22 protein-coding genes are annotated in these 23,779 nt (G+C 70.5%); 10 read left to right on the plus strand and 12 right to left on the minus strand.

What is annotated here, in order from left to right:
* Positions 1–275: 275 nt before the first annotated feature.
* The 3 genes from ACGFNU_RS26280 to ACGFNU_RS26290 all read left to right on the plus strand — a co-directional run bounded on the left by ACGFNU_RS26280 (position 276) and on the right by ACGFNU_RS26290 (position 1,964).
* Positions 276–1,142 (plus strand): helix-turn-helix domain-containing protein, encoded by an 867-nt coding sequence (locus tag ACGFNU_RS26280; protein WP_392597635.1) that lies wholly within the window; start codon positions 276–278, stop codon positions 1,140–1,142.
* Between the two features lie 170 nt (positions 1,143–1,312).
* A complete protein-coding gene (locus ACGFNU_RS26285; protein ID WP_392597637.1) occupies positions 1,313–1,528 on the plus strand; it encodes a DUF397 domain-containing protein in 216 nt (71 codons plus the stop codon).
* A 208-nt stretch (positions 1,529–1,736) separates the two neighbouring features.
* Positions 1,737–1,964: a DUF397 domain-containing protein gene (locus ACGFNU_RS26290; protein WP_392597638.1), complete on the plus strand. Its 228-nt coding sequence runs from the start codon at positions 1,737–1,739 to the stop codon at positions 1,962–1,964.
* 102 nt (positions 1,965–2,066) lie between these two features.
* On the opposite strand, the gene ACGFNU_RS26295 is transcribed toward ACGFNU_RS26290, so the two are convergent.
* From ACGFNU_RS26295 to glmS, 4 genes are all read right to left on the minus strand, one after another.
* Positions 2,067–3,521, minus strand: a complete 1,455-nt coding sequence (locus tag ACGFNU_RS26295) for an alkaline phosphatase PhoX (protein ID WP_392597640.1) — start codon at positions 3,519–3,521, stop codon at positions 2,067–2,069.
* Positions 3,522–3,769: 248 nt separating this feature from the next.
* Complete coding sequence (locus tag ACGFNU_RS26300; protein ID WP_392597642.1) at positions 3,770–4,750, minus strand: ABC transporter permease; 981 nt, start codon at positions 4,748–4,750, stop codon at positions 3,770–3,772.
* Positions 4,751–4,754: 4 nt separating this feature from the next.
* The gene (locus ACGFNU_RS26305) at positions 4,755–5,801 is read right to left on the minus strand and encodes an ABC transporter ATP-binding protein (RefSeq protein ID WP_392597644.1); all 1,047 of its coding nucleotides are present in this window, start codon (positions 5,799–5,801) and stop codon (positions 4,755–4,757) included.
* Positions 5,802–5,875: 74 nt separating this feature from the next.
* Entirely contained in the window at positions 5,876–7,720 is a 1,845-nt protein-coding gene (gene glmS, locus ACGFNU_RS26310; RefSeq protein WP_392597646.1) for a glutamine--fructose-6-phosphate transaminase (isomerizing), read from the minus strand.
* A gap of 156 nt (positions 7,721–7,876) precedes the next feature.
* Here glmS and coaA point away from each other — a divergent pair, with 156 nt between their 5' ends.
* The gene (coaA, locus tag ACGFNU_RS26315; RefSeq protein ID WP_392597648.1) at positions 7,877–8,815 is read left to right on the plus strand and encodes a type I pantothenate kinase; all 939 of its coding nucleotides are present in this window, start codon (positions 7,877–7,879) and stop codon (positions 8,813–8,815) included.
* A gap of 120 nt (positions 8,816–8,935) precedes the next feature.
* A complete protein-coding gene (locus tag ACGFNU_RS26320) occupies positions 8,936–10,675 on the plus strand; it encodes a hypothetical protein (RefSeq protein ID WP_392597649.1) in 1,740 nt (579 codons plus the stop codon).
* Positions 10,676–10,681: 6 nt separating this feature from the next.
* Here the strand turns inward: ACGFNU_RS26320 and ACGFNU_RS26325 are convergent, their stop codons facing one another.
* Genes ACGFNU_RS26325 through ACGFNU_RS26345 form a run of 5 tightly spaced genes read right to left on the minus strand, consistent with a single transcriptional unit; the run spans position 10,682 to position 15,321 of the window.
* Positions 10,682–11,398, minus strand: a complete 717-nt coding sequence (locus tag ACGFNU_RS26325) for an ABC transporter permease (protein ID WP_392597651.1) — start codon at positions 11,396–11,398, stop codon at positions 10,682–10,684.
* Positions 11,395–12,306: an ABC transporter ATP-binding protein gene (locus ACGFNU_RS26330; RefSeq protein ID WP_392597653.1), complete on the minus strand. Its 912-nt coding sequence runs from the start codon at positions 12,304–12,306 to the stop codon at positions 11,395–11,397. Before ACGFNU_RS26330 ends, ACGFNU_RS26325 begins: the two co-directional genes overlap by 4 nt.
* Positions 12,303–13,259, minus strand: coding sequence for an ABC transporter permease (locus tag ACGFNU_RS26335; RefSeq protein ID WP_392597655.1), 957 nt, complete (start codon positions 13,257–13,259; stop codon positions 12,303–12,305). The genes ACGFNU_RS26330 and ACGFNU_RS26335 overlap by 4 nt, the downstream gene beginning before the upstream one ends.
* Positions 13,256–14,323, minus strand: coding sequence for an ABC transporter ATP-binding protein (locus tag ACGFNU_RS26340; protein WP_392597656.1), 1,068 nt, complete (start codon positions 14,321–14,323; stop codon positions 13,256–13,258). Before ACGFNU_RS26340 ends, ACGFNU_RS26335 begins: the two co-directional genes overlap by 4 nt.
* Positions 14,324–14,358: 35 nt before the next feature.
* Entirely contained in the window at positions 14,359–15,321 is a 963-nt protein-coding gene (locus ACGFNU_RS26345) for a DUF389 domain-containing protein (protein ID WP_392597657.1), read from the minus strand.
* A 113-nt stretch (positions 15,322–15,434) separates the two neighbouring features.
* Between ACGFNU_RS26345 and ACGFNU_RS26350 the strand changes: the two genes are divergently transcribed.
* Complete coding sequence (locus tag ACGFNU_RS26350; RefSeq protein WP_392597659.1) at positions 15,435–16,103, plus strand: DUF1524 domain-containing protein; 669 nt, start codon at positions 15,435–15,437, stop codon at positions 16,101–16,103.
* 23 nt (positions 16,104–16,126) lie between these two features.
* On the plus strand, positions 16,127–16,453 hold the full coding sequence (locus tag ACGFNU_RS26355) for a hypothetical protein (protein WP_392597661.1): 327 nt from the start codon (positions 16,127–16,129) through the stop codon (positions 16,451–16,453).
* Between the two features lie 60 nt (positions 16,454–16,513).
* Here ACGFNU_RS26355 and glmM read toward each other — a convergent pair whose 3' ends face one another.
* The 3 genes from glmM to rplM form a co-directional block, all read right to left on the minus strand.
* A complete protein-coding gene (glmM, locus tag ACGFNU_RS26360) occupies positions 16,514–17,860 on the minus strand; it encodes a phosphoglucosamine mutase (RefSeq protein ID WP_392597663.1) in 1,347 nt (448 codons plus the stop codon).
* Between the two features lie 186 nt (positions 17,861–18,046).
* The gene (gene rpsI / locus ACGFNU_RS26365) at positions 18,047–18,568 is read right to left on the minus strand and encodes a 30S ribosomal protein S9 (RefSeq protein WP_392597665.1); all 522 of its coding nucleotides are present in this window, start codon (positions 18,566–18,568) and stop codon (positions 18,047–18,049) included.
* Positions 18,569–18,693: 125 nt separating this feature from the next.
* Complete coding sequence (gene rplM, locus ACGFNU_RS26370) at positions 18,694–19,137, minus strand: 50S ribosomal protein L13 (RefSeq protein WP_392597667.1); 444 nt, start codon at positions 19,135–19,137, stop codon at positions 18,694–18,696.
* 670 nt (positions 19,138–19,807) lie between these two features.
* Between rplM and ACGFNU_RS26375 the strand changes: the two genes are divergently transcribed.
* The 3 genes from ACGFNU_RS26375 to ACGFNU_RS26385 all read left to right on the plus strand — a co-directional run bounded on the left by ACGFNU_RS26375 (position 19,808) and on the right by ACGFNU_RS26385 (position 23,722).
* Positions 19,808–20,566 (plus strand): CAP domain-containing protein, encoded by a 759-nt coding sequence (locus ACGFNU_RS26375; protein ID WP_392597669.1) that lies wholly within the window; start codon positions 19,808–19,810, stop codon positions 20,564–20,566.
* A gap of 120 nt (positions 20,567–20,686) precedes the next feature.
* Positions 20,687–21,922, plus strand: a complete 1,236-nt coding sequence (locus tag ACGFNU_RS26380) for a hypothetical protein (protein ID WP_392597670.1) — start codon at positions 20,687–20,689, stop codon at positions 21,920–21,922.
* Between the two features lie 24 nt (positions 21,923–21,946).
* Positions 21,947–23,722 (plus strand): hypothetical protein, encoded by a 1,776-nt coding sequence (locus ACGFNU_RS26385; RefSeq protein WP_392597672.1) that lies wholly within the window; start codon positions 21,947–21,949, stop codon positions 23,720–23,722.
* Positions 23,723–23,779: the final 57 nt, after the last annotated feature.

A 23,779-nucleotide genomic window follows, 5' to 3' on the forward strand; every position in this document is an offset into this window, starting at 1 on the left:
TGCCCGTCGCCAGTGGCTCAGTCGGTCGCACCGGCGCCAGCGTCCGGTGCGGCGGCGTGATCAAGCTTGTGGCCTGGTCGAACGCCGGTGCGGGGTGGCCGTCCGGGTGATCGGCCGCTTTATCTGATTGTGAACATGTGTAGGTTGCTGTGCAAGTTACAGTGTCATGTACGGACGACGTCGTAGAAACATCGCCGTCCGGCTCTTGCGCCGCCTGCCCTCTCACGGGGCAGACTGCGCACATAGCAACCCGTTGGACGGGAGAGGCCGCAGCCATGAGCGCATCCCCACGTCCTTCCGTTCGGCAGCGACGTCTGGCCGCCGAACTGCGGAGGCTGCGGGAGGATCGTCAGCTGACCGGAGACGATGTCGCGGCAGAGTTGTCGTGGAGCACGGCGAAGGTGTCGAGGATCGAGAACGCGCGCACCGGCGCGCGGCTCTCGGACGTACGAAGGCTGCTGAGCCTCTACCAGGTGAACGGCCCGCACCACGACGAGCTCATCGCCCTGGCCCAGGACGCCGCCCAGAAGGGGTGGTGGGAGGCGTATCCGTCGATCGGTCCCGACTACGCCCAGCTGATCGCCCTGGAGACCGACGCGCGGAAGGCCCTCTGCTGGGAGAACCTCGTCGTGCCCGGCCTCCTGCAGACCGAGTCCTACGCTCGCGAGGTCATCAGCGGCTGGCAGATCGTCGACACGCTGACACCGCAGGAGATCGAGCGCCGGATCGAGGTCCGGCTGCGCCGTCAGCAGGTGGTCGAGCGCGCGACACGGCCGCTGGAGCTTCAGGTCGTCCTGGACGAGGCCGTCCTCCAGCGCCGCATCGGCGACCCGGCGGTGATGATCGAGCAGGTCTCGCACCTCCTGCGGATGTCGACCCTGCCGCACGTGGAAATATTCGTGTTGCCGCTCGATGCGCAGCAAAGAATCCTGGGCGGCTCATTCACGCTGCTCGAATTTCCGTCTCTGTACGACGCGCCCTTTCCCGACACGGTGCATACGGAGAGCCTCACCCTGCACTATCTGGAGAGCGAACGCGAGACCAATATGTATCGGCTCGCCCACCATCACATGACCAAGGCGGCCCTCTCGCCCGACGAATCGCGGGTGTTTATGCAGAGCTCGATCGACCACTGGGCCTGACGTCGATGAGGCGGCACTCGAAACGGCCATGCCCGCCGCGGATCATGCGCCCTGCCTGGTAAAGTCCGGGCGAGCTCAATTGAGCGACTCCGGCTGCGCGTTATAGCGGAGGTTTTCAGGCAACCCGCCTGCTCGCTCAAAACGGACAAAAAAACCCTGGAGGATCCTCGGTGTCAACCTTGGTCGCAGACTCCGCTAAATGGCGGAAGAGCACACGATGTGGCGGAAGTGCGACGTGTGTCGAGGTGGGCCTGCTCTCGAATGGACAGATCGGCGCACGGGACACGAAAGAAGGCGTCGACGGCCCGATACTGAGTTTCGGTACGACTGACTGGCGGACATTCCTTGCGCAAGCCAAGAGCGGCGAGTTCGACCTCGGTGTCTAATATCTGGACACGCTGAGTGAGGGCGCCCGGACGGCTACACCCCGACGGGCGCCTGTCGCACCGGACCTTTTGCCTCCCGCCGCCCCCCTCCCCCTCGGCGACATGACGGTCATGTCTCGATCTCCCCCATATTCTCAGCACGCCGTGGGTACAACCTGCTTGGCAACGACGCCTGTCATCGTCAGTCCGACCCCCTCAGGAGGTGGGGATGGGAGCTGAGCAGGCATCCCAGAGTCCATGGATCAAGAGCCGGCACTGCGGCGCCAGCAACACGTGTGTGGAGGTACGCAGGTTGCCCGGCCGGAAGGTCGGAGTTCGCGCCGAAGCGGGTCCCGGCGAAGCGGCGATCCTCATCCTCACCGAGGCCGGTTGGCTCGGTTTCACCAACACCGTCAAGTCCGGCGTCCTCGACCCGGGGATCCCGCCGTCCGTCTGACCGCTCCAGCTACGAAGGCGGCCGCGGAGAGGATCCCGCGGCCGCCCCGGTATTTCTCCTGGCGACATCCGCTGCGGCGCTCGCGCGGGCAGCGGTTCTGGCTCAGAAGGGGCCGTGGTGCCAGGGGCCCCAGATCGCGAAGCTCATGCCCACCTTCGACTGGATGTTGACGAAGAGCGTCCGGCCGTCGGGCGCGAAGGTGGAGCCGGCGAATTCGGCGCCCGCGTCCTCCTTGATGGGCTCCAGCCGGCCGAAGTCGAAGAGGTTTCCGCGCACCGTGAGGCCGCGCAGGTAGTTGTCGCCGTCGCCGTCCTCGCAGAGGACGAGGGTGCCGCGCCGGCTGTGGGTGATGTTGTCGGGCAGGTCCAGCCAGGTGGCGCCGGGCGACTCCACGACGAGGCGGAGCCTGCCGCTGTGCGTGTCGTACGCCCAGATCTGGCCCCGGCCGTCGCCGAAGCCGTCCGGCGGCGGCTGGGTCACCGGTGCGCCGCCCTGGGTGGAGACGAAGTAGACGACGCCGCGGTCGTAGATCGCGCCCTCCAGGCGGGAGAAGAGCGCGGCTCCGGCGGCGCGGCCCTGCCTGCCGACCGCCTGGATCGCCTCGTCGTTGCTCGGCTTGCCGGTGAACGCGGGGTCGGGGTCGTCGATGTCGACCCACGTCGTCGCGTACACCGCGTCCTTGGGCTGGCCCACCGACAGATCGGTGCCGGGGCGGCCCTTCACGGCGAGCATCTGGAGGCGTCCGCCGTCGAGGAGGCGCCCGGTGCGCAGCGGGTTCTTCGGCGGCAGGTAGCGGTAGAAGCCCGAGGGGAAGTTGAAGTTGTCCTCGGTCAGGTAGATGGCGCCCGTGCGCGGGTCGCAGGCGGCCGACTCGTGGGCGAAGCGACCCGCTTTGCGGATCGGTCGCGCGGCGGAGCGGCCGCCGGTCGGGACCTCGAAGATGTAGCCGTGCTTCTGCTTGAGCTTGCTGTTGTCTCCGCCGGAGAAGTCGTTGCCCACGTCGGGCCCGTTGACGGTCTCCTCGCAGGTGACCCAGCTGCCCCACGGCATCGGGCCGCCTGAGCAGTTCATCTGGGTGCCGCCGAGGCTGACCTGGGAGGCGAGCACTTCGCCGTACGGGGTGACGCGGAGCGTGCAGGTGCCGCCGCCGGCGGCCGGGTCGTACGCCTTGGCCGGGTCGCCGAACGCGCCGACCGGCCCGTTGATCTCGTGGTTGCGGACGAGGATCACCGAGCCGCGGCTGCCCCGGAAGGCCGCCATGCCGTCGTGCTTGCCGGGAGTCACGGTGCCGTCGGTCAGAGCGGAGCCCGCCGGGTTGAACGAGCGGTAACGGAACCCCTGCGGCAGATGCAGCCGCACCTCGCCGTCGCGCAGATCACGTACCGGATGGAGCGGGCCATAGCTCCGCGCGCCGCCACCGCTGATCCCGCCGCCCCGTGCGCCGCTGCCGCCGCTCGTCTTGGCGGCGTGGGCGAGGACGCCTTGGAACGGTCCCGCGGTCAGCGCGGCTCCGGCGGCCACGGTCGCTCCACCGGCCAGGAAATGACGCCGTTCCATCCCGGACCCCCTTTCGTCAGCCAACGTTCCCGGAGAATTTACCGACAATTCAGCACATCAGACAGACCACGTCCTCCGATCGTGACGGCCTCGGCGGTGCGAGGACGCGCTGATCAACCGGTCCAGGCGCCCTGGTCAGGTGATCCGAACACCCAGAACAGGCGACCCGCGTGGCCCCGGCCAGGGCGACCCGCGTGCTCCGGTCAGGCGACCGGCGTGGTCCCGATGAGGGCGACCCGCATGCCCCGTCAGGCGACCCGGATGCCCTCTGGAAGGGTACGTGCCGGGGCCCGCAGCCGCCGGACGCTCACCCACACGGCTCCGCCCGCCAGCATCAGATTGAAGCCCAGCCCATAGGGCCAGACCGGCCCCACGGAGTCCTCGTCCCCGCCGCTCCCGGCCCGGACGTCCCGCACCGACCGGCCGATGTCGCCGAGCGGGTCCGAGTCGTCCCGCTGGTAGTCGAGGTTGTGGCGTTTCTCCTCGGCCAGGCGCGGCGTCGCGTCGGCGAGGATCACGACCGGGTTGGGCGCGAGCAGCCACCACACGTACTCGGTGTGCTCCTTGGAGTACCTGCCGTACCCGGTGTCCTCCGGCGCCGACGTCAGCGGCACCGCCAGCGTGAACACGATCGGCGTGATCACCAGCAGGCCGAAGACCGTCATGTACGACATCAGGACCGAGGTGATGCTCCGCGCCAGCAGCGCCGACCAGCCCTGCGAGATCGCGCACACGATGCCGACGAGCAGGCCCGCCACGAGCACCACGACCACGAAGCGCCCCACGCCGATCGCGCCTTCGAGGACGGGCAGGAGCAGCGACGGCAGCGTGAGGCCCAGCACCACCAGCCCGGTCCCCCATGCCGCCGCCAGCTTGCCCAGCGCGATCTCGCCCGCCGTCAACCGCGTGACCTGGAGCGTGGCGAGCGTGCCGCGTTCCCGGTCGCCGTTGATCGTCTGGGCGCTCAGCGCGGGCGTGACCAGCAGCGTGAGGACCAGGACGGCGAGCAGCACGCCACCGAACATGATGACGGCCTCTTCGTCGCCCCAGTCGAAGCCCTCGGAGCTCTCCAGCGCCAGCCGGAAGAGCACCGCGAGCCCGTTCACGACGACGCCCCACACCGTCAGGAGCGCCTTCCAGCGTCCGGTGCGCAGCCGCGTGCGGATCTCCTGCCGTGCCACGAGGCCGATCCCGTGCACCGTGATCGTGCTGCTTCCGTGCGCCGTCATCGTGCTACCTCCGGTTCTCCGTCATGGCGAGGTAGGCGGACTCCAGCGCGCTCCCGACCGGCCCGAACGCGACGACGCGCACGCCCTCCGCGATCAGCGCGGCGAGCAGATCGGCCGCCTCGCGCTCGGTGAGGGGGCCGACCTCCGCGCCGCCCGGCAGGTCGTCGACCTCGCCGAGCCCCGGCCGGGCGGCCAGCCGCCCCGCGAGCCCGTCCCCGTCAAGCGCCCTGACGCGCCAGCGCGCGCGTCCCATCCCGTTGGGCCCGGACGCGACGAGATCGGCCATCCGGTGTTCTCCGACGCGCCGGCCGTGGTCGACGAGCACCACCCGGTCGGCGATCTCTTCCAGCTCGCTCAGGATGTGGCTCGACACCAGGACTGCCACGCCCTCGGCGGCCAGCGAGCGCAGCAGGTCGCGCAACTCGATGCGCGAACGAGGATCGAGCCCCGAGGCGGGCTCGTCCAGCAACAACACCCGGGGCCGGTGCACCAGCGCGCGGGCCACGCCGAGCCGCTGCTTCTGCCCCCGCGACAACCCGTGGACGGGCCGGCCGAGCTGATCTTCCAGGTGGACGAGCGACAGCAGGGCCCGGACGCGGCGCGGCTTCTCGTCCTTGGGCAGCCGGTAGGCATCAGCGAAGAAGGCCAGGTATTCGTCGACCGTGAGCTGGTCGTACACCCCGAACGTGTCCGGCATCCAGCCGAGCGCCGACCGCGCCTGCTCGGGATGGGTGCTCAGGTCGTAGCCCGCCACGCTGATCCGGCCAGCGTCGGGGGCCAGCAACGTCGCCAAGATCAGCAGCAGCGTGGTCTTGCCCGCCCCGTTCGCCCCCACGAGCGCGGTCACCTGCCCGTACGGAACGGTCAGGTCGAGCCCTTGCAAAGCGGGCACCATCCCGAACGCGCGGAACACGCCGCGCGCCTCGATCCCGTGCTCCGCAGCGGGCCACGCCCCGTATTCCCCACCGGGCGCCGCCCCGTGCGCACTGCTCGGCTCCGTCCATGCCACGGCGTTCAGCTCTTGCCGTGGCACGGCGTTCGGCTCGGCCACCCGGCCACCTCCCGCGCTGCCTGTCCCCCTCGGACGCGGGGACGAAGGCGGGCGGTTCCGGGCGGATCCGGCCGTTATTCGACTGTGACCGATTTGGCCAGGTTGCGAGGCTGGTCGACGTCGTGGCCCTTGGCGGTGGCGAGCTCGCAGGCGAAGACCTGGAGCGGGACGGTGGTCACCAGGGGCTGGAGCAGGGTCGGGACGGCGGGCACGCTGATCAGCGTGTCGGCGTACGGCTCCACCGAGTCGTCCCCCTCCTCGGCGATCACGATGGTGCGGGCGCCACGCGCGCGGATCTCCTGGATATTGGAGACGATCTTGTCGTGCAGCACGTCGCGGGCGCGCGGCGGCACCACCACGATCACCGGCAGGCCCTCCTCAATCAGCGCGATCGGGCCGTGCTTGAGCTCACCGGCCGCGAACCCCTCGGCGTGCATGTAGGCCAGCTCCTTGAGCTTGAGCGCGCCCTCCAGCGCGACCGGGAAGCCCACATGGCGGCCCAGGAACAGCACGCTGCTCTCGCCGGCCAGCGACCGGGCCAGCTCGCGCACCGGCTCCATGGTCTCCAGCACCTTGTCGACCTTCTCCGGCATCCGCTCCAGGAGCTGGATCATGGCGAAGACCTCGTCGCCCCACTTGGTGCCGCGCACCTGCGCGATGTAGAGCGCGATCAGGTAGACGGCGACGAGCTGGGTCAGGAACGCCTTGGTGGAGGCGACCGCGATCTCCGGCCCGGCGTGCGTGTAGAGGACGCCGTCGCACTCGCGCGGCAACGTCGAGCCGTTGACGTTGCAGATGCCCAGCAGCTTGGCGTGCTGCTCGCGGGCGTGCCGGACGGCCATGAGCGCGTCCATCGTCTCGCCGGACTGCGAGATCGCGATGACCAGCGTGGTGCGGCTCAGGATCGGGTCGCGGTAACGGAACTCGCTGGCCAGCTCGACCTCGCAGGGCAGCCCGGCCCAGTGCTCGATGGCGTACTTGGCGATCAGCCCGGCGTGGTAGGAGGTACCGCAGGCCACGATGATGATCTTGTCGACCTCGCGCAGCTCCTGGTCGGTGATGCGCATCTCGTCGAGGGTGAGCCGGCCGTCGGTGCCGATCCGGCCGAGCAGCGTGTCGGCGACCGCGCGGGGCTGCTCGGCGATCTCCTTGAGCATGAAGTAGTCGTAGCCGCCCTTCTCGGCGGCGGACACGTCCCAGTCGACGTGGTACTCGTTCACCTCGGCGGGCTTGCCGTCGAAGTCGGTGACCGTCACGCCCTCCCGGCGCAGCTCGACGACCTGGTCTTGGCCGAGCTCCATGGCGTTGCGGGTGTGCGCGATGAACGCGGCGACGTCGCTGGCGAGGAAGTTCTCGCCGTCGCCGAGCCCGACGACCAGCGGCGAGTTGCGGCGCGCGCCCACCACCACGTCGGGGTCAGCGGCGTGCACCGCGACCAGCGTGAAGGCGCCCTCCAGGCGGCGGCACACCCGGCGCAGCGCCTCGGCCAGCTTGATGCCGTCCTTCAGCTCCTCCTCCAGGAGGTGCGCGACGGTCTCGGTGTCGGTGTCGGACGCCAGCCCGTGGCCGCGCTCTTCCAGCTCCGCGCGGAGCTTGGCGAAGTTCTCGATGATGCCGTTGTGGATCACCGCGACCGACCCGGAGCAGTCGGTGTGCGGGTGCGCGTTGCGGTCGTTGGGCGGCCCGTGGGTGGCCCACCGGGTGTGGCCCATGCCGAGGGTGCCCGCCGGTGGCGGCTCCTCCTCCAGCAGGTTGCGCAGGTTGACGAGCTTGCCCGCGCGCTTGGCCGTCGACAGCTCCCCGTCGGCCACCAGGGCGACCCCGGCCGAGTCATAGCCGCGGTACTCCAGCCGCGCCAGCCCTTCCATCACGACCTCGACGGCCTGCTTCGAGCCCACGTACCCCACGATTCCGCACATGGCGGCAAGCCTATTCGGTGTCCGGCCCACACGTGCGCGCTGGCCACCTGCGGCAAGGCCCCCGCACGGGCTGCGCGGCGGTCCCTATAGCGTGGACGGTCGGCGCAAAGCCGACATCCGCCTGATCTCGGATGACCGGGTGGTTACTGTTCAGTCATGACGAGCGGATGGGACAGCGTGCCGAGCCCCTATGTGGAACTCTCGCGGGAGGCCTGGCGAGGGCTGCGTGAGAACACGCCGCTGCCCCTCACGCCCGGCGAGCTGGACGCCCTGCGCGGCCTGAAGGACCCGATCGACATCACCGAGGTCGAGGAGGTCTACCTGCCGCTCTCGCGGCTCCTCAACCTCTTCTTCCTGTCCGACGGCGGCCTGCGCGACACCGTCAGCGGCTTCCTCGGCGAGCCGGTCCAGCCGACCCCGTTCATCATCGGCGTGGCGGGCAGCGTCGCGGTGGGCAAGTCGACCACCTCGCGGCTCCTGCGGACGTTGCTGGCGCGCTGGCCCGAGCACCCGAGCGTGGAACTCGTCACCACCGACAGCTTCCTGCACCCCAACGCCGTGCTGACCGAACGAGGGATCATGGACCGGAAGGGCTTTCCCGAGTCGTACGACCGGCGCGCCCTGGTCCGCTTCGTCTCGTCGATCAAGGCGGGCGCGGAGGAGGTCGCGATCCCGATCTACTCCCATCTGGAGTACGACATCGTGCCCGGCGCCCGGCAGACCGTGCGCCGCCCCGACATCCTCATCGTCGAGGGCCTCAACGTGCTCCAGGCCCCGCCCGCCGGATCGCTCGGCGTCTCCGACTTCTTCGACTTCTCCATCTACGTGGACGCGCGGGTCGAGGACATCCGGCAGTGGTACGTGGAGCGCCTGTTCGCCCTGCGCCGCACCGCGTTCACCGACCCGCGCTCCTACTTCCACAAGTACGCGCAACTGGACGAGGACGAGGCGGCGGCGTTCGCCCAGCGCGTCTGGCGCGACATCAACGAGATCAACCTCGTCTCCAACATCCTGCCGACCCGGGCCCGCGCGACGCTCGTCCTCCACAAGGGCCGCGACCACTCCGTGGAACGCCTGCGCCTGCGCCGCATCTGAGCGCCTCGCCACTGGGCCTGACGGGCACCCCGGGGACCAAGCTGGCGCTTGGCCGCTATCCGCCCGTTATCCGCCGCGTTCACAATCGGACTGAGGTTCGCGTACGCGGGAGGTGGCCGGGTGCGGACGGCGATCCTGGTGACGATGCGGCGCCGCTATGCCGATCTCGTACGGCTGGCCTATCTGGCGCTGGACGACGGCGCCGTCCCGTCCGAGACCGTGCTCTCGACCGCCCGCCGCGCCGTCCGGCAGTCCGCGCGGGCCGGGCCGGGGGCCTCCTATCCGCAGCTCCGCCACCGGCTGGCCCTCGAACTCCTGACCCAGCCGCCCCATCACCGGCGGCTCCGGCTCCGCCGCCTGTTCGTCGAGCCCGCGTCCACCACGCCCACCCCGCTACGCGAGGTTCTGCAACGTTCGTCGGCCCATGAACGGCTGGTCTACCTGCTCGTCAGGCTCGAAGGCCTGACCTCCCCCGAGGTGGCCGCCGAGCTGGGCGAACAGCTCCTCGTGAACGCCTGGGACATCGACCGTACCCTCGCCGACATCGACGACCGCACGGACCTCGACCCGGCCTCCCAGCAGGCCGAGCTCCAGGCCTTCGACCCCTCCCTCGTCCGCCTCCGCCCGCCGCCGTCCTTCCCCATGACGGCCCGGATCGCGCTCGTCCTCACCGCCGTCGTGCTCATCGCCGCCGGCTCCGCCACGTACGAGCGCTGGCAGAACGCCGGCCGCCCCGGCGACCCGCTCGTGGTCGGCGACGACCGCTGGAACCGGCACGACGTGCCCAGCCTGGACGACTGGCCCACCCAGGGAAAGCTGGGTGACGACCGTTCCCTCCTGCGCCGCGCCGCCTCGGCCTGGCGCGACGATCGCCGCGATCCGCCGCTCGGCCGGGTCTCGGTCATGTACGCGGGAAGGGTCGACGAGGCGACCGTCGTCGTGATGCACGACACGCCGGGCACGCGGGACGCCCCGATGGTGGCCCAGTACTTCGAACGCCCGCTCTCCAAAGGCGTCGAGTCGATCCGCCGGCTCGGCAACGACTCCGGCCAGCTGATCATGCTCGGGACGACCTGGCGCTATCTCGTGCCGCCCTGGCTCAGCGACCTCGCCGTGGCGTCCCCGAAGACGCCCCTGCCCGTCTGGCAACCGATCAACGTCCGGGACGGCGTGAGCGATCCGCTTCCCTGGCGATGGTTCGACCCCGACTGCCAGAATTACGTCGTCTTCCGCTCGCGCCACAAGGGCACCGGCTCGATTACGCAGTTCGCCAGCCACAACCCCGAGTTCGCCACCCCCGTGGTCTGGTTCCGCGACCCGGATCCGCACCGCGATGACACCGGATTCACCGGCGACCGCAACCAGTGGAACTGGATCAGCGCCCTCTCCTGCGGCGCGGGGATCGCCCTGGCCGAAACCGGTGATCTGCGCCTCGGTCGCCTGTGGTCGGGTTCCCTGCCCGACGGGGGCGGCCACGCGACCCTGATCTCGATCGACGCCTCCGTCCCGTTCGGCGCCCCCGGCATGACCGCGCTGCTCTCCGACGACGGCCGTCTCATCGCCGACCGGGGCACCACCAACAGCGACTACTCCGCCGCGACCGACACCATCGCGGGGGCCGTGTGGTGGCGTTCGCAGAAGCGCTGGCACCTTCTCGCGACCGGGGCCTCGGGCGTCGCGGACCTCAAGATGGTCGGCGAACTGGGCAACCGTGACGCCCGGCGGCACGGCAAGGGCACCCTTCTCTTCGTCGAGGGCCCGCCCGTCCGCGGCAAGTACCCCCGGCTCGCCCGCCTCCCCGTCGTCCAGATCGTCGTGTACGAACCGGACGGCGACCACAGCGTCATCAGCCCCAGCTGACCGCCGTCATTCGGCGCTGGCGACGGAGAGGGAGCGGAGGCGGACGGTGGCCAGGGCGGTGCCGGCGGCGGTGACCAGGGCCAGGAGGATCAGGGCGACCGGGAGATCGACCGTGGACTTGATCTGCGAGGCCTCGGTCAGCTTGTCGGCGACCGAGAGGGACCACGCCTGGATGGACGCCGACTTGGCACCGGGGGCGAAGTTGCCCAGCAGGATCTCCCAGATCAGGACGTAGATCAGGCCGATCGTGACGGCGTTGCGGCTGATCACGCCCAGGGCGACGAAGACGGCGGCATAGGCGATGGCGCCGAGCAGGACCCCGACGGTCAAAGCCGGGGTGAGCTGGGCGGTGGTACCGCTCATGATCAAGCCGGCCAGCAGGGTGGGCACCACGGCGAACGCGACGATGAGGACGATCGCCACCGCGAGCTTGGTGAAGACGATCACCTGGCGCGGGATCGGCTTGGTGAGCACGTACATGATCTGGCCGTCGTCGATCTCGGGGCCGATCACGCCGGTACCCGCGATCAGCGCGAGCAGCGGCAGCAGCGTGGACAGGCCGAACCGGTGCAGCACGTTCGCCGAGACGTCCAGATCGGCGTAGTCGGTCACCTTCAGCGCGATCGCCAGCAGCAGCATGATGAACGGCAGGACGAACAACAGCAGCGCCCGCTTGCGGCCCAGCATGGCCCGGAACGTGATCATCGCGATTGTGGAGTTCATCGGGCCACCAGGTAGGAGAAGACGCTTTCGAGGGACTCGTCGGCGGGCGAGACCTCCCAGAGCCGGACCTTGGCGTCGCGGGCCACCTGCGGGAGGAACCAGGTGAAGCGCTGGAAGTCCGTCGCCTCGATCTGCAGGCCCTTCTCGGTCAGCTGGACGCTGCTCGCCGAGCCGTCCGCGATGATCGCGGCGGCGAGCTTGCGGTCGTCGGTGGAGCGGACGAGGAAGATGTGCGGGCGGTCGGTCATCAGGCGCCGGATGGCCCGGAAGTCGCCGGAGGCCGCGTGCCGGCCCGCCACGACCACCTCGATGTGGCTGGCCAGCCGCTCGACCTCTTCGAGGATGTGCGAGCTGAACAGGATCGTGCGGCCCTCGGCGGCCATCGCGCGGATGAGGTCCATCAGCTGGATGCGCTGCCGCGGGTCCATGCCGTTGAACGGTTCGTCGAGGAGCAGGACGGGCGGGTCGTGCACCAGCGCGGAGGCCATCTTGATGCGCTGCTTCATGCCCTTGGAGTAGTTGCCGATCGAGCGGTCCTGCGCGTACTCCATCTCGACCTGGGAGATCGCGCGCCGGGCGGCCGCCTCGGGGTCGGCCATCTTGTGCAGCTTGGCCATCGCGAGGATGAACTGCTTGCCGGTCAGGAAGTCGTACGCCGTCTCGCGCTCGGGCACCAGGCCGATGTGCCGGTAGATCTCCGGGTTCTGCCAGAGCGGCGCGCCGTCGAGCGCGACCGTTCCCGAGGACGGTGGCAGAAAGCCGCCCATCATGTGGATGAGGGTCGACTTGCCGGCGCCGTTGGGGCCGAGCAGGCCGGTGACGCCGGGGCCGATGTCCATCGAGACCCCGTTGACGGCGACCACGTTCCCGTACCAGCGGGACACGTTCTCCAACCGCAGGACGCTCACGAGAGACCCGCCTTCCGGAACCGGCGGTACAGGACCGCGATCGAGCCGGCCACCAGGGCCAGGCAGACCGCCAGCGCGACCAGCCCGCCCATCACCCCGGACGGCGCGGCGGGCGCGGTCAGCTCCGCGCCGAGCAATCGCACTTGGACGATGTCGACCAGGTTGAACGGGGAGAACAGGCCCGCCCACCCCGAGACGGTGAAGTTGCCGGCCTGGTTCTCGGCAATGCCCTGGATGATGACCACGATCGTGCTGCTGATCATGTAGACCGCGATGACCGCCGCCACCCCGAGCCCGCGGCGCGTCGTGAACGCCGCGATGACCAGCCCGATCGCGGCCAGCACCAGCGCGAAGAGCAGGCATCCGGCGAGCCCGCCGAAGTAGTGCAGGGTGTGGTCGACCAGGCTGTCGGGCTTGACGGCCGATTCGCCGCCCATCTCCCCGTTGCCGCCGTCCGCCGGCTGGATCACCGGATCCATCTTGTCGGGCCGGGTGACCAGCGCGCCCACGTACAGCAGCGTGACCGGGACCGCCAGCATGATGAAGATCGCGGTCACGAACGCGCCGAACTTGGCGAGCACGAAGTCGAGATGGCCGACCGGCCGGGAGAAGTAGAGCGGGACGGAGTGGAAGCGCAGCTCGCGGGAGGCGATCACCGGCGCCTGCGTGGCCAGGAAGATGGCCACGACCACCTGCATGATGAGGGCGTACGAGGAGTAGCGGATGAGGACATCCGGCTCTTTGGCGAAGCCCAGGATCGCGACGCTGGCCGCGGCGGGCAGCAGCATGACCGCCCCCAGCAGGAACGGCATCACCTTGGCACGGGCGGGCCTGCCGAGGCCGAACGCCGCGCGGAGGTTGTGCACGTACTGCGAGCGCAGCACGTAAGCGCGGCCCAGGCGGCGACCCTCGTAATGCCTGTAGCCGATGTCGTGGATGGTGCTCGTCGTCATCGCGGCGCCCCCTGAGATCCCTTGGCCGGCGCGCCCTCCGCCGTCGGCGCGTTCCCTGCCGTCGGCGCACCCTCAGCTCCCGGCGTTCCCGGCGCCCCCTGCGGGCCGTACGCGGCCGGCGCGGCGGCGGGCTGGGGCTGCCCCGGGTGCGATGGCAACTGGACGGGCTGGGGCGTGGCGAAGACCTCTTCGATGTGGTGGCGCCGCTGCTCCAGCCGGACGAGGCGGAGCCCCAGCTCCGCGACGCCGTCGCGGATCAGGTCGTAGGTGGTCTCGCCGGCGATGTCGATGACCAGGAAGCGTCCCTCGGGCCGGACGCCCACGCCCTGGTCGTACAGCCGCTGCCCGAGCAGGTCGCGGCCCTCGTCCACCTCGACGGTGAGCATGCCGCTCTCGGCGGTGTACGCCTCGACCGCCTGCGAGCGCAGCAGCTTCCCGCCGTCGATGATCACGACGTGGTCGCAGATCCGCTCCAGCTCGCCCAGCAGGTGCGAGGTGACCAGGACGCTGATGCCGAACTCGGCGCCGATCCGGCGGATCAGCTCCAGCATCTCGTCGCGGCCCGCCGGATCGAGGCCGTTGGTCGGCTCGTCCAGGAAGACCAGCTTGGGGTCGTGCACGAGCGCCTGGGCCAGCTTGACCCGCTGCTTCATGCCCGTCGAGTAACCCCCGATGGGCCGGTAGCGCTCCTCGTACAGCCCCACGTGCCGCAGCGTGTCGGCGGCTCGTTCGCGCGCGGCGGTGGGCGGGAGTCCGCACATGCGGGCCATGTGGACGACGAACTCGGTCGCCGAGACGTCCGGCGGCAGGCAGTCGAACTCCGGCATGAACCCGACCTGCTCGCGGATCTGCACGCCCTCGCGGGCGATGTCGAGCCCGAGGACCGAGGCGGTGCCCGCGCTCGGCGGCTGCAGGCCGAGGAGGATCCGGATGAGGGTCGACTTGCCGGCGCCGTTGGCGCCGACCAGGCCCACGACACCGGGCTCCACGGCCACCGTGAGGTCGTCCAGAGCGGTCACCCTGGGGAACCTCATCGTCAGCCCTTGGGTGGCGATGATCGGCATGTTCACGAACCTAGTGGTTCGAACGCGGCGGCACCTCACCCAAAGGTTGTAGGACCTGCGGCTACCCTCCCCCTCCTGCGGAGGACCAGCCGCCACACCGCGCGCTGGACGAGCAGCGTCAGCACCCCCGCGATGACCATGCCGAGGAGGTTGACCCCGAGTTGCAGCAGCGAGCCGCGGATCTCGTCCCAGTGCCGCAGTGCCATGGCCACGGCGAGGTTGCCCGCCGCCGGGACGGTGGTCACGGAGATGAAGACCCCGACCAGGGCGGACGACTTGGCCGCGGTGAGCGACAGCACCCCGGCGGCCCCGGCCAGCAGGGCCACGATGAACGACCAGCGGTCCGGGCTGTAGATGAAGGCGGTCTGCGGCCGCGGCCGGTCCAACATGCCCTGATGGATGACGTCGATCCTGAGGCTGACCTCGGCGCAGACATACGTGACCAGGATGGCGACGGCGAAGCCGATCACGAGGTTCCTGGACGCCGTCCAGACCATCCGCGGACCCCGGAAGACCAGGCCGTAACAGATCGCGGCCACCGCGGCGAACTCCGGGCCGAGCACCATCGCCCCGATCACCAGCACCGGCGAGTCGATCAGCGCGGCGATGCCGGCCAGCTGCGTGGCGAGCGCCAGGAAGACGATGAACGACCACGTCAGCTCGGAGTTCTCGCGGACGTCGTTCTGGAGCTGCTCCCACACCACCGCGTCGTCGCCGTGCCCCGGCGCCAGCTTCTTGGCCCGTTCCGCCGACTCGGCGAGCGCCAGATCGATCTGCTCGATCGTGATCGCGCCCTCGCGCTCGATGCCGAGATCCTGCAGGGCCTTGATGATCTCGTTGGCGGCCTCGCGGGCGATGTCGCTGGTGACCAGGTCCCCTTCCGGCGCCCGCGCGGCGCCGGGGATGACCACGACGTTCGTCGCCCCCGGATTCTCGGCCAGCGCGGCGCAGACCTCGTCGGTCCGATCCGCTGGGACGATCGCTCTCAGGTGCAGCACGTCTGACATCGTGCCGCATGGACCGCGCCGAACCGGCGCGGGCCCCGTATCCTCGGCAACGTTTGTTTTCGGCAAAGCGGGCATATGCCACCGAGGCGACGGGCGGTGACGGCATGACGCGACGGTGGCGTACAGGCGCGGGTATCGGTGTTCTCTCGGCGTTCCTCCTCACGGGCTGCTCGGGCGGCGTCGGGCTCACCGACTCCGGTCCGAGCACGACGGCCTCCAAGCCCGCGGAACGCAGCGTCTCGCAGGCCCGCAAGGACCTCGACGGCCTGCGCGTCGCCGCCGAGGCGAGCGGGAGCGGCTACGCGCGCGACCGCTTCGGCGTGCGCTGGAAGGACACCGACCACAACGGCTGCGATCAGCGCAACGACGTGCTCGGCCGCGATCTGCGCGAGGTGAAGAAGCGCGGCCGCTGCGTCGTGCTGTCCGGCACGCTGAACGACCCGTACAGCGGCAAACGGATCACCTTCTCCAAGTCGGACGCCGCCGAGGTCCAGATCGACCACGTCTACCCGCTCGCGCTGGCCTGGCGGATGGGCGCCTCGCGCTGGCCCGAGGACCGGCGCGAGCAGTTCGCCAATGACCACGACAACCTGCTCGCGGTCTGGGGCGTGCCCAACCGCCAGAAGAGCGACTCGGGTCCCGGCGAGTGGAAGCCGCAGAAAGCCTTCCAATGCACCTACGGCGTCAAGTACGTCGAGGTCGCCAAGGAATACGAGCTGCCCGTCTCCCGCTCGGACCGCCAGGCGCTCGAAGGCTTTCTGGAACGCTGCTGATCCAGGCGAATAGGCTGCGGGGCATGAGCACGAACGACAGAGCCGCGGCCGACGGCCAGGCCGCAGCGGACCAGACGGCCGGACTCCAGCGGGTACGCACCGAACGCGGCGTGGGCGCCCGGGCGACCGGTGTCGAGGCCACAGGTGCCTCGGCCACCGGTTTCACCCTTCGCGTCGGCAACGCCTTCGGCTCCCTCGCCCTGGGCTCGATGGCCCTCGGCGCGATCGCGATCGGAGCCGTAGCCATCGGCAAACTGGTCGTGAAGAAGGCCGTCGTCGACCACCTCGAAGCCGGCACGGTCGAGATCAAGCACCTCAAGGTAGGCCGCCTGGACATCCTCGACGACTAAACCCGCGGAGACCCCGGCCCGCACGCAAGCGCGCGACCGGGTCGTGAAGCCGGCCGAAGGTCAGCCAGCCAGATTCGTGCGGACGGTTTCGGCGAGGCGTTCGGCGACGGAGCGGGCCTGATCCTCGGCGGCGGCCTCGACCATGACGCGGACCATGGGCTCGGTGCCGCTCGGCCGGATCAGGACGCGGCCGGTGTCGCCGAGCTCGGCCTCGGCGGCCTCCACCGCCGCGGCCAGTTCCGGTGAGGTCTTCGCGCGTGCCTTGTCGACGCCCGTCACGTTGATCAGTACCTGCGGCAGCCGGGTCATGACCTTGGCGAGCTCGTCCAGCGCGCGGCCGCGCCGGGCCATCGTGGCCAGCAGATGCAGGCCGGTCAGCACACCGTCCCCGGTGGTGGCGTGGTCCAGCATGATCACGTGGCCGGACTGCTCGCCGCCGAAGTTGAAGCCGCGGTCCTTCATCGCCTCCAGGACGTAGCGGTCGCCCACGGCGGTCTCGACCACGTCGAGGCCCGCGTCGCGCATGGCGATCTTGAAGCCGAGGTTGGACATCACGGTGGCGACGACGGTGTCGCCGGCCAGCCGGCCGGACTCGCGCAGCTCCATCGCCAGGATGGCCATGATCTGGTCGCCGTCGACCACCTCGCCGGCGGCGGTGACCGCCAGGCAGCGGTCGGCGTCACCGTCGTTGGCGATGCCCGCGTCGGCGCCGTGCGCGCGGACGGCCTCCCGCAGCGCCTCCAGATGGGTGGAGCCGCAGCCGGAGTTGATGTTGAGCCCGTCCGGCGCCACCCCGATCGTGATCACCTCGGCGCCCGCGCGCCGCAGCGCCTCGGGGGCGACGTCGGAGGAGGCTCCGTTCGCGCAGTCGACCACCACGCGCAGCCCGTCCAGCGACACCGGCAACGACGACAGCAGGTGCGCGACGTACTGCTCGACGGCGCCGTGCGCGTCGCGCACCCGGCCGACACCGGCGCCCGTCGGCGGGTCCCAGTCCTGGCCGAGGGCGCTCTCGACACGATCCTCGATGTCGTCGGCCAGCTTGAAACCGCTGCGGTCGAAGAACTTGATCCCGTTGTCCGGCGCGGGGTTGTGCGAGGCGGAGAGCATCACCCCGAGGTCGGCGTCCAGCGCGTTGGTGAGGTAGGCCACGGCGGGCGTCGGCAGCACGCCCAGCGTCAGCACGTCCACGCCCGCGCTCGCCAGCCCGGCCACCACGGCCGCCTCCAGGAACTCGCCGGAGGCACGCGGGTCACGGCCCACCACCGCCACCGGCCGGTGGCCCTTGAACGCCCCCTGCTCCCCCAGCACGCGCGCCGCCGCGACGGACAGGTCCATCGCGAGGCGGGCGGTGAGATCACGGTTGGCGAGCCCGCGTACTCCGTCGGTTCCGAAGAGACGACCCACAGTTCAACTCCCAGAAAGGCACGAGACCGCGCGGGCGAGGCGAGGATCGCCCGGCTTCCGTGCGGTCAAATCTAATGGGGAAAGCCCGGGGAAGGGTCCCCGGAGAACACGAACGAGCCGCCGCGCCCGGTTCGATCTGCCATGGATCGACGGGTGCGACGGCTCGTATCGGCTGTACGGCTGCGATCAGCGCTTGCTGTACTGCGGCGCCTTGCGGGCCTTCTTGAGACCCGCCTTCTTCCGCTCCGGGACGCGCGCGTCACGGGTGAGGAAACCGGCCTTCTTCAGCGCCGGGCGGTGCTCGATGTTGGCGAACTGCAGCGCCCGGGAGATGCCGAGGCGCAGCGCACCGGCCTGGCCGGTGGTGCCACCGCCGCCGACGCGGACGATGACGTCGAACTGGTTCTCCAGACCCAGCAGCACGAACGGCTCGTTCACGGTCTGCTGCTGGACCTTGTTGGGGAAGTACTGCTCAAGCGTGCGGCCGTTGATGGTCCACTTGCCGGTGCCCGGGACGATCCGGACGCGGGCGATGGCCTGCTTGCGGCGGCCGGTGCCGGCGGCCGGGCCGGTCGCGACCGGCTGAGCCAGGAACGAGTCGCCAGAGGCCTCGGGGCTCTCGGTGGTGTACTCGGACGGGGCGTTGTCCTCGTACGAGTCGTACTCGACGCCCTCGGCGGGCGTCTCGGTGCCGGTGGACTCGGTCACGGTTCTCCTCTGGGTGTTCTGGCCAGGGCGGCTGGCCCGGTCGGTCCTCGGGTGCCCCGGCGGCCGCGCGATGGTGAAGCGACCGACCCGCTCTCCGGCGCGATGCCGGATCTGCGGTGTGACGACTACTGCTTGATCTGGGTGATCTCGAACGGGACCGGCTTCTGGGCCTGGTGCGGGTGCTCGGGGCCAGCGTAGACCTTGACCTTGCCGAACATCTGACGGCCGAGGGTGGTCTTGGGCAGCATGCCCTTGATCGCCTTCTCCACCGCCTTCTGCGGGTTCTTGGCCATCAGGTCGGCGTAGGACACCGAACGCAGACCGCCCGGGTAACCGGAGTGGCGGTAGGCGCGCTTCTGCTCGAGCTTGTTGCCGGACAGCGCCACCTTGTCGGCGTTGACGATGATGACGTAGTCACCGGTGTCGAGGTGGGGCGCGTAGATCGGCTTGTGCTTACCCCGAAGCAGCTGCGCGACCTGACTGGCGAGCCGACCCAGCACGACATCGGTCGCATCGATGACGTACCACTGACGCTGGACGTCAGCGGGCTTAGGGGTGTACGTGCGCACGGTCGTCAGCCTTCGTTTCTTGTCGACTTCTCAGCGGAATCCTGCTCGCGCCGATCAGAGAATGGTCCGACCTGGCGCTCCGGGAGGCCGGGGCCCGCCTGGTGCTCAGCGCAGAGGCGCTTGGCACGCAGGGCACACCGGCAGATACAACGAACTGGCAGGATACCCAGCCGCGCGGGCACGGGTCAAAACGGCTCGTTGTGACAGTCTCCCAGCCACTCTCCAGTATGCCTCATGCGACGCGATGCCCGGGACCGAAGCGGCGGGGCCGGTCCCCCGGCCGAACCGGAGGGGCCCGCCGGCGGGCGCGATAGCGGACGTCCGTTAGCGGCGATCTTCGGAATTGCAGTGCCTTATAGGGATAAGGTGCGGCCGACCGGATCCGCCGCCGGTGAAGTCGCCGGCCAGCCTCCCGGGAGCCCCGCTGCCTTCCCCCCGCAGTTCCTCAGGCCCGTCAGGCCCCGCCGACGGCCGTCCAGGCCGTTCGGGGCACTTCGCCGCCGAACCCACCGATCATCTCGTCGCCGGTCCAGGCCGTCCGGCCGGCCGCCGCCGCGCCCCCGGAGGCCGCTCCCCGGACCGCGATGCCGTTCGCCGTACGGGCGGCCCAGGCCGATCGGGCGCGGACGGCGATACGGGCCGTCCTCCCAAGCGATCGGGCTTCAAGACCGTGTTCACCGTCACCTTGACGGTCGCGGGCGCCGTCGGCGCCATCGGAGTCGGTGTCGCGCTCGACCGTCTCGTCCTGCCCGAACTGCGTTCGGAGTCGGCGTCCGCCTCCGGCCCCGCCGCGGACGCGGCGCGGCCGGGAGCGTCGGCCGCGGGCACGGGAACGAGCGGCGGCGCACCCACTGAGAAGGACACGGGCAACGGCGCGGGCACGCCCAGGACCGACGGCGGCGGCGGCGCGCCCACCCCTGGCGTGAACGGCAGCACGCCGCCTCTCAAGCCCCTGCGAGGCACCAAGCAAGCCCCGAAGAGCCCGTCTTCCTCGCCGAGCCCAGGGACGTCCCGTCCCCCGCAGGGCGGCAACCCTCCGCCCTCGTCCGGCGGCGGGCCCGAGGCCACGGTGGTGTCCCTCACCAACAAGGAGCGGGCCAAGGCCGGTTGCGGCGCGCTCCGCACCGACCGGCGCCTGGCCACCGCCGCCGAGCGGCACTCGGCCGACATGGCCGCCCACGACTACTTCGACCACACCTCACGCAACGGCGACAGCCCCTGGAAGCGCATGGAGGACGCCGGTTACACCAGCCCCGGCGCCGAGAACATCGCCAAGGGCTACGGCACCGCCGCCGCCGTGGTGGAGGGCTGGATGAAGAGCCCCGGCCACCGCGCCAACATCCTCAACTGCAAGCTCCGCGCGATCGGCGTCGGCATGGTCGCCGGCTCCGGCGGGCCCTGGTGGACGCAGGATTTCGGCTGGCAGTAGCCCCTCCCGGCCGTACGGGCCGTGACCTTCCGCAAACCGCCGACGCCCGGTTCGCCCCCATGTCATGGTGGGTGTTCCGAAGGTCCAGAGCTCTGGAAGAGGAACGGTAAGGTCCAAGCCATGGGTTATCCGGGCGATCAAGGCAAACCCGACGGCTGGCCTCGCGCACAGTCGTCGCAAGCGCCGTACGGCTCCGGACCTGAACGACCCGACACGGCACCGTACGGCCAGGACAAGGACGAATCCCCCTTCTCACCGCGCGGCGAGGGCTTCGAGGGACCGGGCGGCGCGTACGCCCCCTGGGGAGAAGAGCCCGTCGAGCCGGGAGCACCGGCCGAGGGCCCGGGCCAGAACGACTGGTTCACGGCCTCCGGCGCGGGCGGCGGCACGAGCACGGCGCAGTTCTCGAACGAGGGCCTCGACCGCGGCTTCGGCGGCCCCGCCGGCGGCGGCTTCGGCGTCTCTGACGACCGTATCGCGGACGACCGTTTCGGCAACGACGGCTTCGGCGACGACCGCTTCGGCGGATCCGAGGGCGGCTTCGGCGGCCCGCCCCCCGGCGCCGATCTCGGCGTCCCTCCCGGGGGCGGCAGCGGACCCGTCGCACCCGAACGCAGATACAACCTCCCGCTGATCATCGGCGGCGCGGTGGTGGCCGGGCTGGTCCTGGTGGGCGGCGGCTTCGGCGTCTCGGCGATGCTCAAGGACGACAAGCCGACCAAGCCGGCGGCGACGGGCAAGAGCGCCGCGCCCAAGCAGACCACGGCGCCCAAGCAGCAGCAGCCCTCGCAGGCCCCGTTGACGCCGGTCAAGCTCAAGAGCCGCACCACCGACCCCAAGCCGCTGACGCTGAACGAGGCGTTCGGCAAGCGTTCCTTCGCCGCCGGCGGCGCCAAGTACGTGCGCACCGGCTGGAAGGCGCAGCGCGGCTGCACGGGCATCGTGAACGGCGCCTCGCTCAGCAAAGTGATCAAGAAGGGCGGCTGCTCGCAGGCACTGCGGGCCACCTTCGCCCGCGGCGACGGCAAGCTCATCGGCACCGTCGGCGTCCTGAACCTCAAGACCGAGGCCGCCGCCAAGCTCGCCGAACGGGCCGCCGCCGCCAAGGACGCCTACCTGCAGCCGCTGGCCGGCACCGGCGTCACCAAGAAGATCGGCAAGGGCGAGGCCCTCGGCACCGCCGAGATCCGCGGCCACTACCTGGTGATGACCTGGGTGCAGCGGCCGGACGGCAAGAAGATCGCCACCAAGTATCACAAGCTCGTCTCGTCGTTCGGCCAGGAGCTCATCAGGGGGAGCAACCTGAAGTTCGCCCTGACATATCGGGAAACCGAAGGCAAACCCTTCCGAAACTGACCAGCAGGAATACCCTGTTCGCCTATGTCTGGACCTGAAGAACCCCGGGAGCCCGCTGAGGAGGCGGGGGCGCCCGCCGTCCCCACCGCCTCCGCGCCGCCCAGTTTCGGGCAGGTCGCCCCGGCGGAGGCCGAGACCGCTCCCGAGGGGGAGAGTCCAGCGGGCACGATCGGCTTCTCCCCCTTCGGTCTGGAAAAGCCCTGGTGGGCGGCTGCGGAGTCCGAAGAGTCCGACTCATCGGTCAACGTCACCCGGACGGAGAGCCCGGAGGACACCGAAGACCCGAACGTCGCCGAAACCGAACCTCCCGCCGCCCCACCTCCGTCGCTCGACACGCTGGTGGCAGGTCTGGGCGTCCCGAGCGTCGACACCCGCCGCGCGGTCCCCGCGGAGCCCATCGTCCAGCGTCCGCGCCAGTCGTTCGCCGACACCGACCCCGACGGCATCCCCGTCATACGTCCGGACGCCCCCGAGCCAGCCGAAGAGCCACCCGCCCCAGCCAAAACGACCGAAGGCCCTATCGCCCCAAACGGAGCGGCCGGCAAACCCACCACCCAGAGCGAGGCTCCCGAGGAGCCGACCGACCAAGGCAAAACGGCCGAAGCGGCTGACCAAAGCGGGTGGGCCGACGAGCGACCCCATCGGGGCGAGGCGACGGACACGGCCGAACGAGCCGCCGCTGACCAGCCTGGCGCCGCTCCGGTCGAAGAACGCGGCATGGAGCACGGCCGAGCAGCTGAGCCGCAATTCATGGCGGCGCCGGTCCTGATCCCGGACGCGATCCTGCCGGCCGGCATCACCCCGCCCACCGACAGCTCGGTCGTACCGGCCGCCCCGGAAGCGGCCGAGGACGAGGGCGACGAGGACCCGCCCAGCCCGACGATCATCACGCCGATCTACCATTCCGAGGGCGGGCTGTCGATCGACGCCCACCCAGAAGGGCCGCCTGAACGCGAGCACGCCCCGTTCGAGCAGACCTCTCCGCTCAGCGTCCCGCCGCCCCCCGTCGAAGATCGCAGTGAACCCGATCCGGGCTCCAGTTCCGGCCCCATTCCCTTCGTCACCGAGGGTTACGGACAGCCGCCCTCCGCAGGCGCGCCCAACCGGAAGCCGCTGTTGATCGCGAGCGTGGGCGCCGGGGTGCTGCTGGCCATCGCCGCCGCGTTCGCCCTCATCAGCGGCATGTCCGGCGATGACGGCGAGGGCAAGGCCGGTAAGGCGACTCCGCCCCCCAGCAGGCCCGCCGCCGCGCCGAGCCCGACGGCGCCACCCGGTCCACCGCCTGTGGACATCTCCAGCGAGAAGACCGACCGCCAGCCGCTGGCCCTGGCCGAGGCCTATCCCTTGGGCGCCGTCGACCTGGGCGGCCGTTCGTACGTCCGCGACAAGTCCTCGGTGAACCACCAGTGCGCCCTCGCGGCGCGCGGGGCGATGGCCCAAGCGCTGACGGAGAAGGGCTGCCGCAGCGTCGTACGCGTCACCTACCTTGAACGCGGCAAGGCCCTCGCCGTCACCACCGGCATCGCGGCGATGCCCAACAAGGACGCCGCCCTCAAGGTCAGCAAGGCGGGCTCGCCGAGCCGGTACGAATGGTTCCGCGGTATGGCCGGGCGCCGCTCGCAGAGCATCGACCAGGCGGGCGGCTACGCGCTGAGCACGGTGCGAGGGCGCTACATCATCTACGCGTACGCGCAGTACTCCGACGGCAAGCGCCCCGGACCCGCCGACCAGACGCTCAAGACGGCCGCGCGGCAGTTCATCGACTACAGCGTCCGCCCGATCAACGCCCGCGCCACCTGACCCGCCCCCACCGCTGAGCGCTGGCAACATCTTGATCGCGCCCGACGTTTACGTCAC

This window comes from Spirillospora sp. NPDC048911 (genome assembly GCF_043198015.1).
GTDB lineage: Bacteria > Actinomycetota > Actinomycetes > Streptosporangiales > Streptosporangiaceae > Spirillospora.

What these genes read in the sequence shown, in the direction of transcription:
- ACGFNU_RS26280 (WP_392597635.1), top strand. Translation starts at nt 276, where the DNA reads ATGAGCGCATCCCCACGTCCTTCCGTTCGGCAGCGACGTCTGGCCGCC.
- ACGFNU_RS26290 (WP_392597638.1), top strand. Translation starts at nt 1,737, where the DNA reads ATGGGAGCTGAGCAGGCATCCCAGAGTCCATGGATCAAGAGCCGGCAC.
- ACGFNU_RS26295 (WP_392597640.1), bottom strand. Translation starts at nt 3,521, where the DNA reads ATGGAACGGCGTCATTTCCTGGCCGGTGGAGCGACCGTGGCCGCCGGA.
- ACGFNU_RS26300 (WP_392597642.1), bottom strand. Translation starts at nt 4,750, where the DNA reads ATGACGGCGCACGGAAGCAGCACGATCACGGTGCACGGGATCGGCCTC.
- glmS (WP_392597646.1), bottom strand. Translation starts at nt 7,720, where the DNA reads ATGTGCGGAATCGTGGGGTACGTGGGCTCGAAGCAGGCCGTCGAGGTC.
- coaA (WP_392597648.1), top strand. Translation starts at nt 7,877, where the DNA reads ATGACGAGCGGATGGGACAGCGTGCCGAGCCCCTATGTGGAACTCTCG.
- ACGFNU_RS26325 (WP_392597651.1), bottom strand. Translation starts at nt 11,398, where the DNA reads ATGAACTCCACAATCGCGATGATCACGTTCCGGGCCATGCTGGGCCGC.
- ACGFNU_RS26335 (WP_392597655.1), bottom strand. Translation starts at nt 13,259, where the DNA reads ATGACGACGAGCACCATCCACGACATCGGCTACAGGCATTACGAGGGT.
- ACGFNU_RS26340 (WP_392597656.1), bottom strand. Translation starts at nt 14,323, where the DNA reads ATGCCGATCATCGCCACCCAAGGGCTGACGATGAGGTTCCCCAGGGTG.
- ACGFNU_RS26350 (WP_392597659.1), top strand. Translation starts at nt 15,435, where the DNA reads ATGACGCGACGGTGGCGTACAGGCGCGGGTATCGGTGTTCTCTCGGCG.
- ACGFNU_RS26355 (WP_392597661.1), top strand. Translation starts at nt 16,127, where the DNA reads ATGAGCACGAACGACAGAGCCGCGGCCGACGGCCAGGCCGCAGCGGAC.
- ACGFNU_RS26380 (WP_392597670.1), top strand. Translation starts at nt 20,687, where the DNA reads ATGGGTTATCCGGGCGATCAAGGCAAACCCGACGGCTGGCCTCGCGCA.
- ACGFNU_RS26385 (WP_392597672.1), top strand. Translation starts at nt 21,947, where the DNA reads ATGTCTGGACCTGAAGAACCCCGGGAGCCCGCTGAGGAGGCGGGGGCG.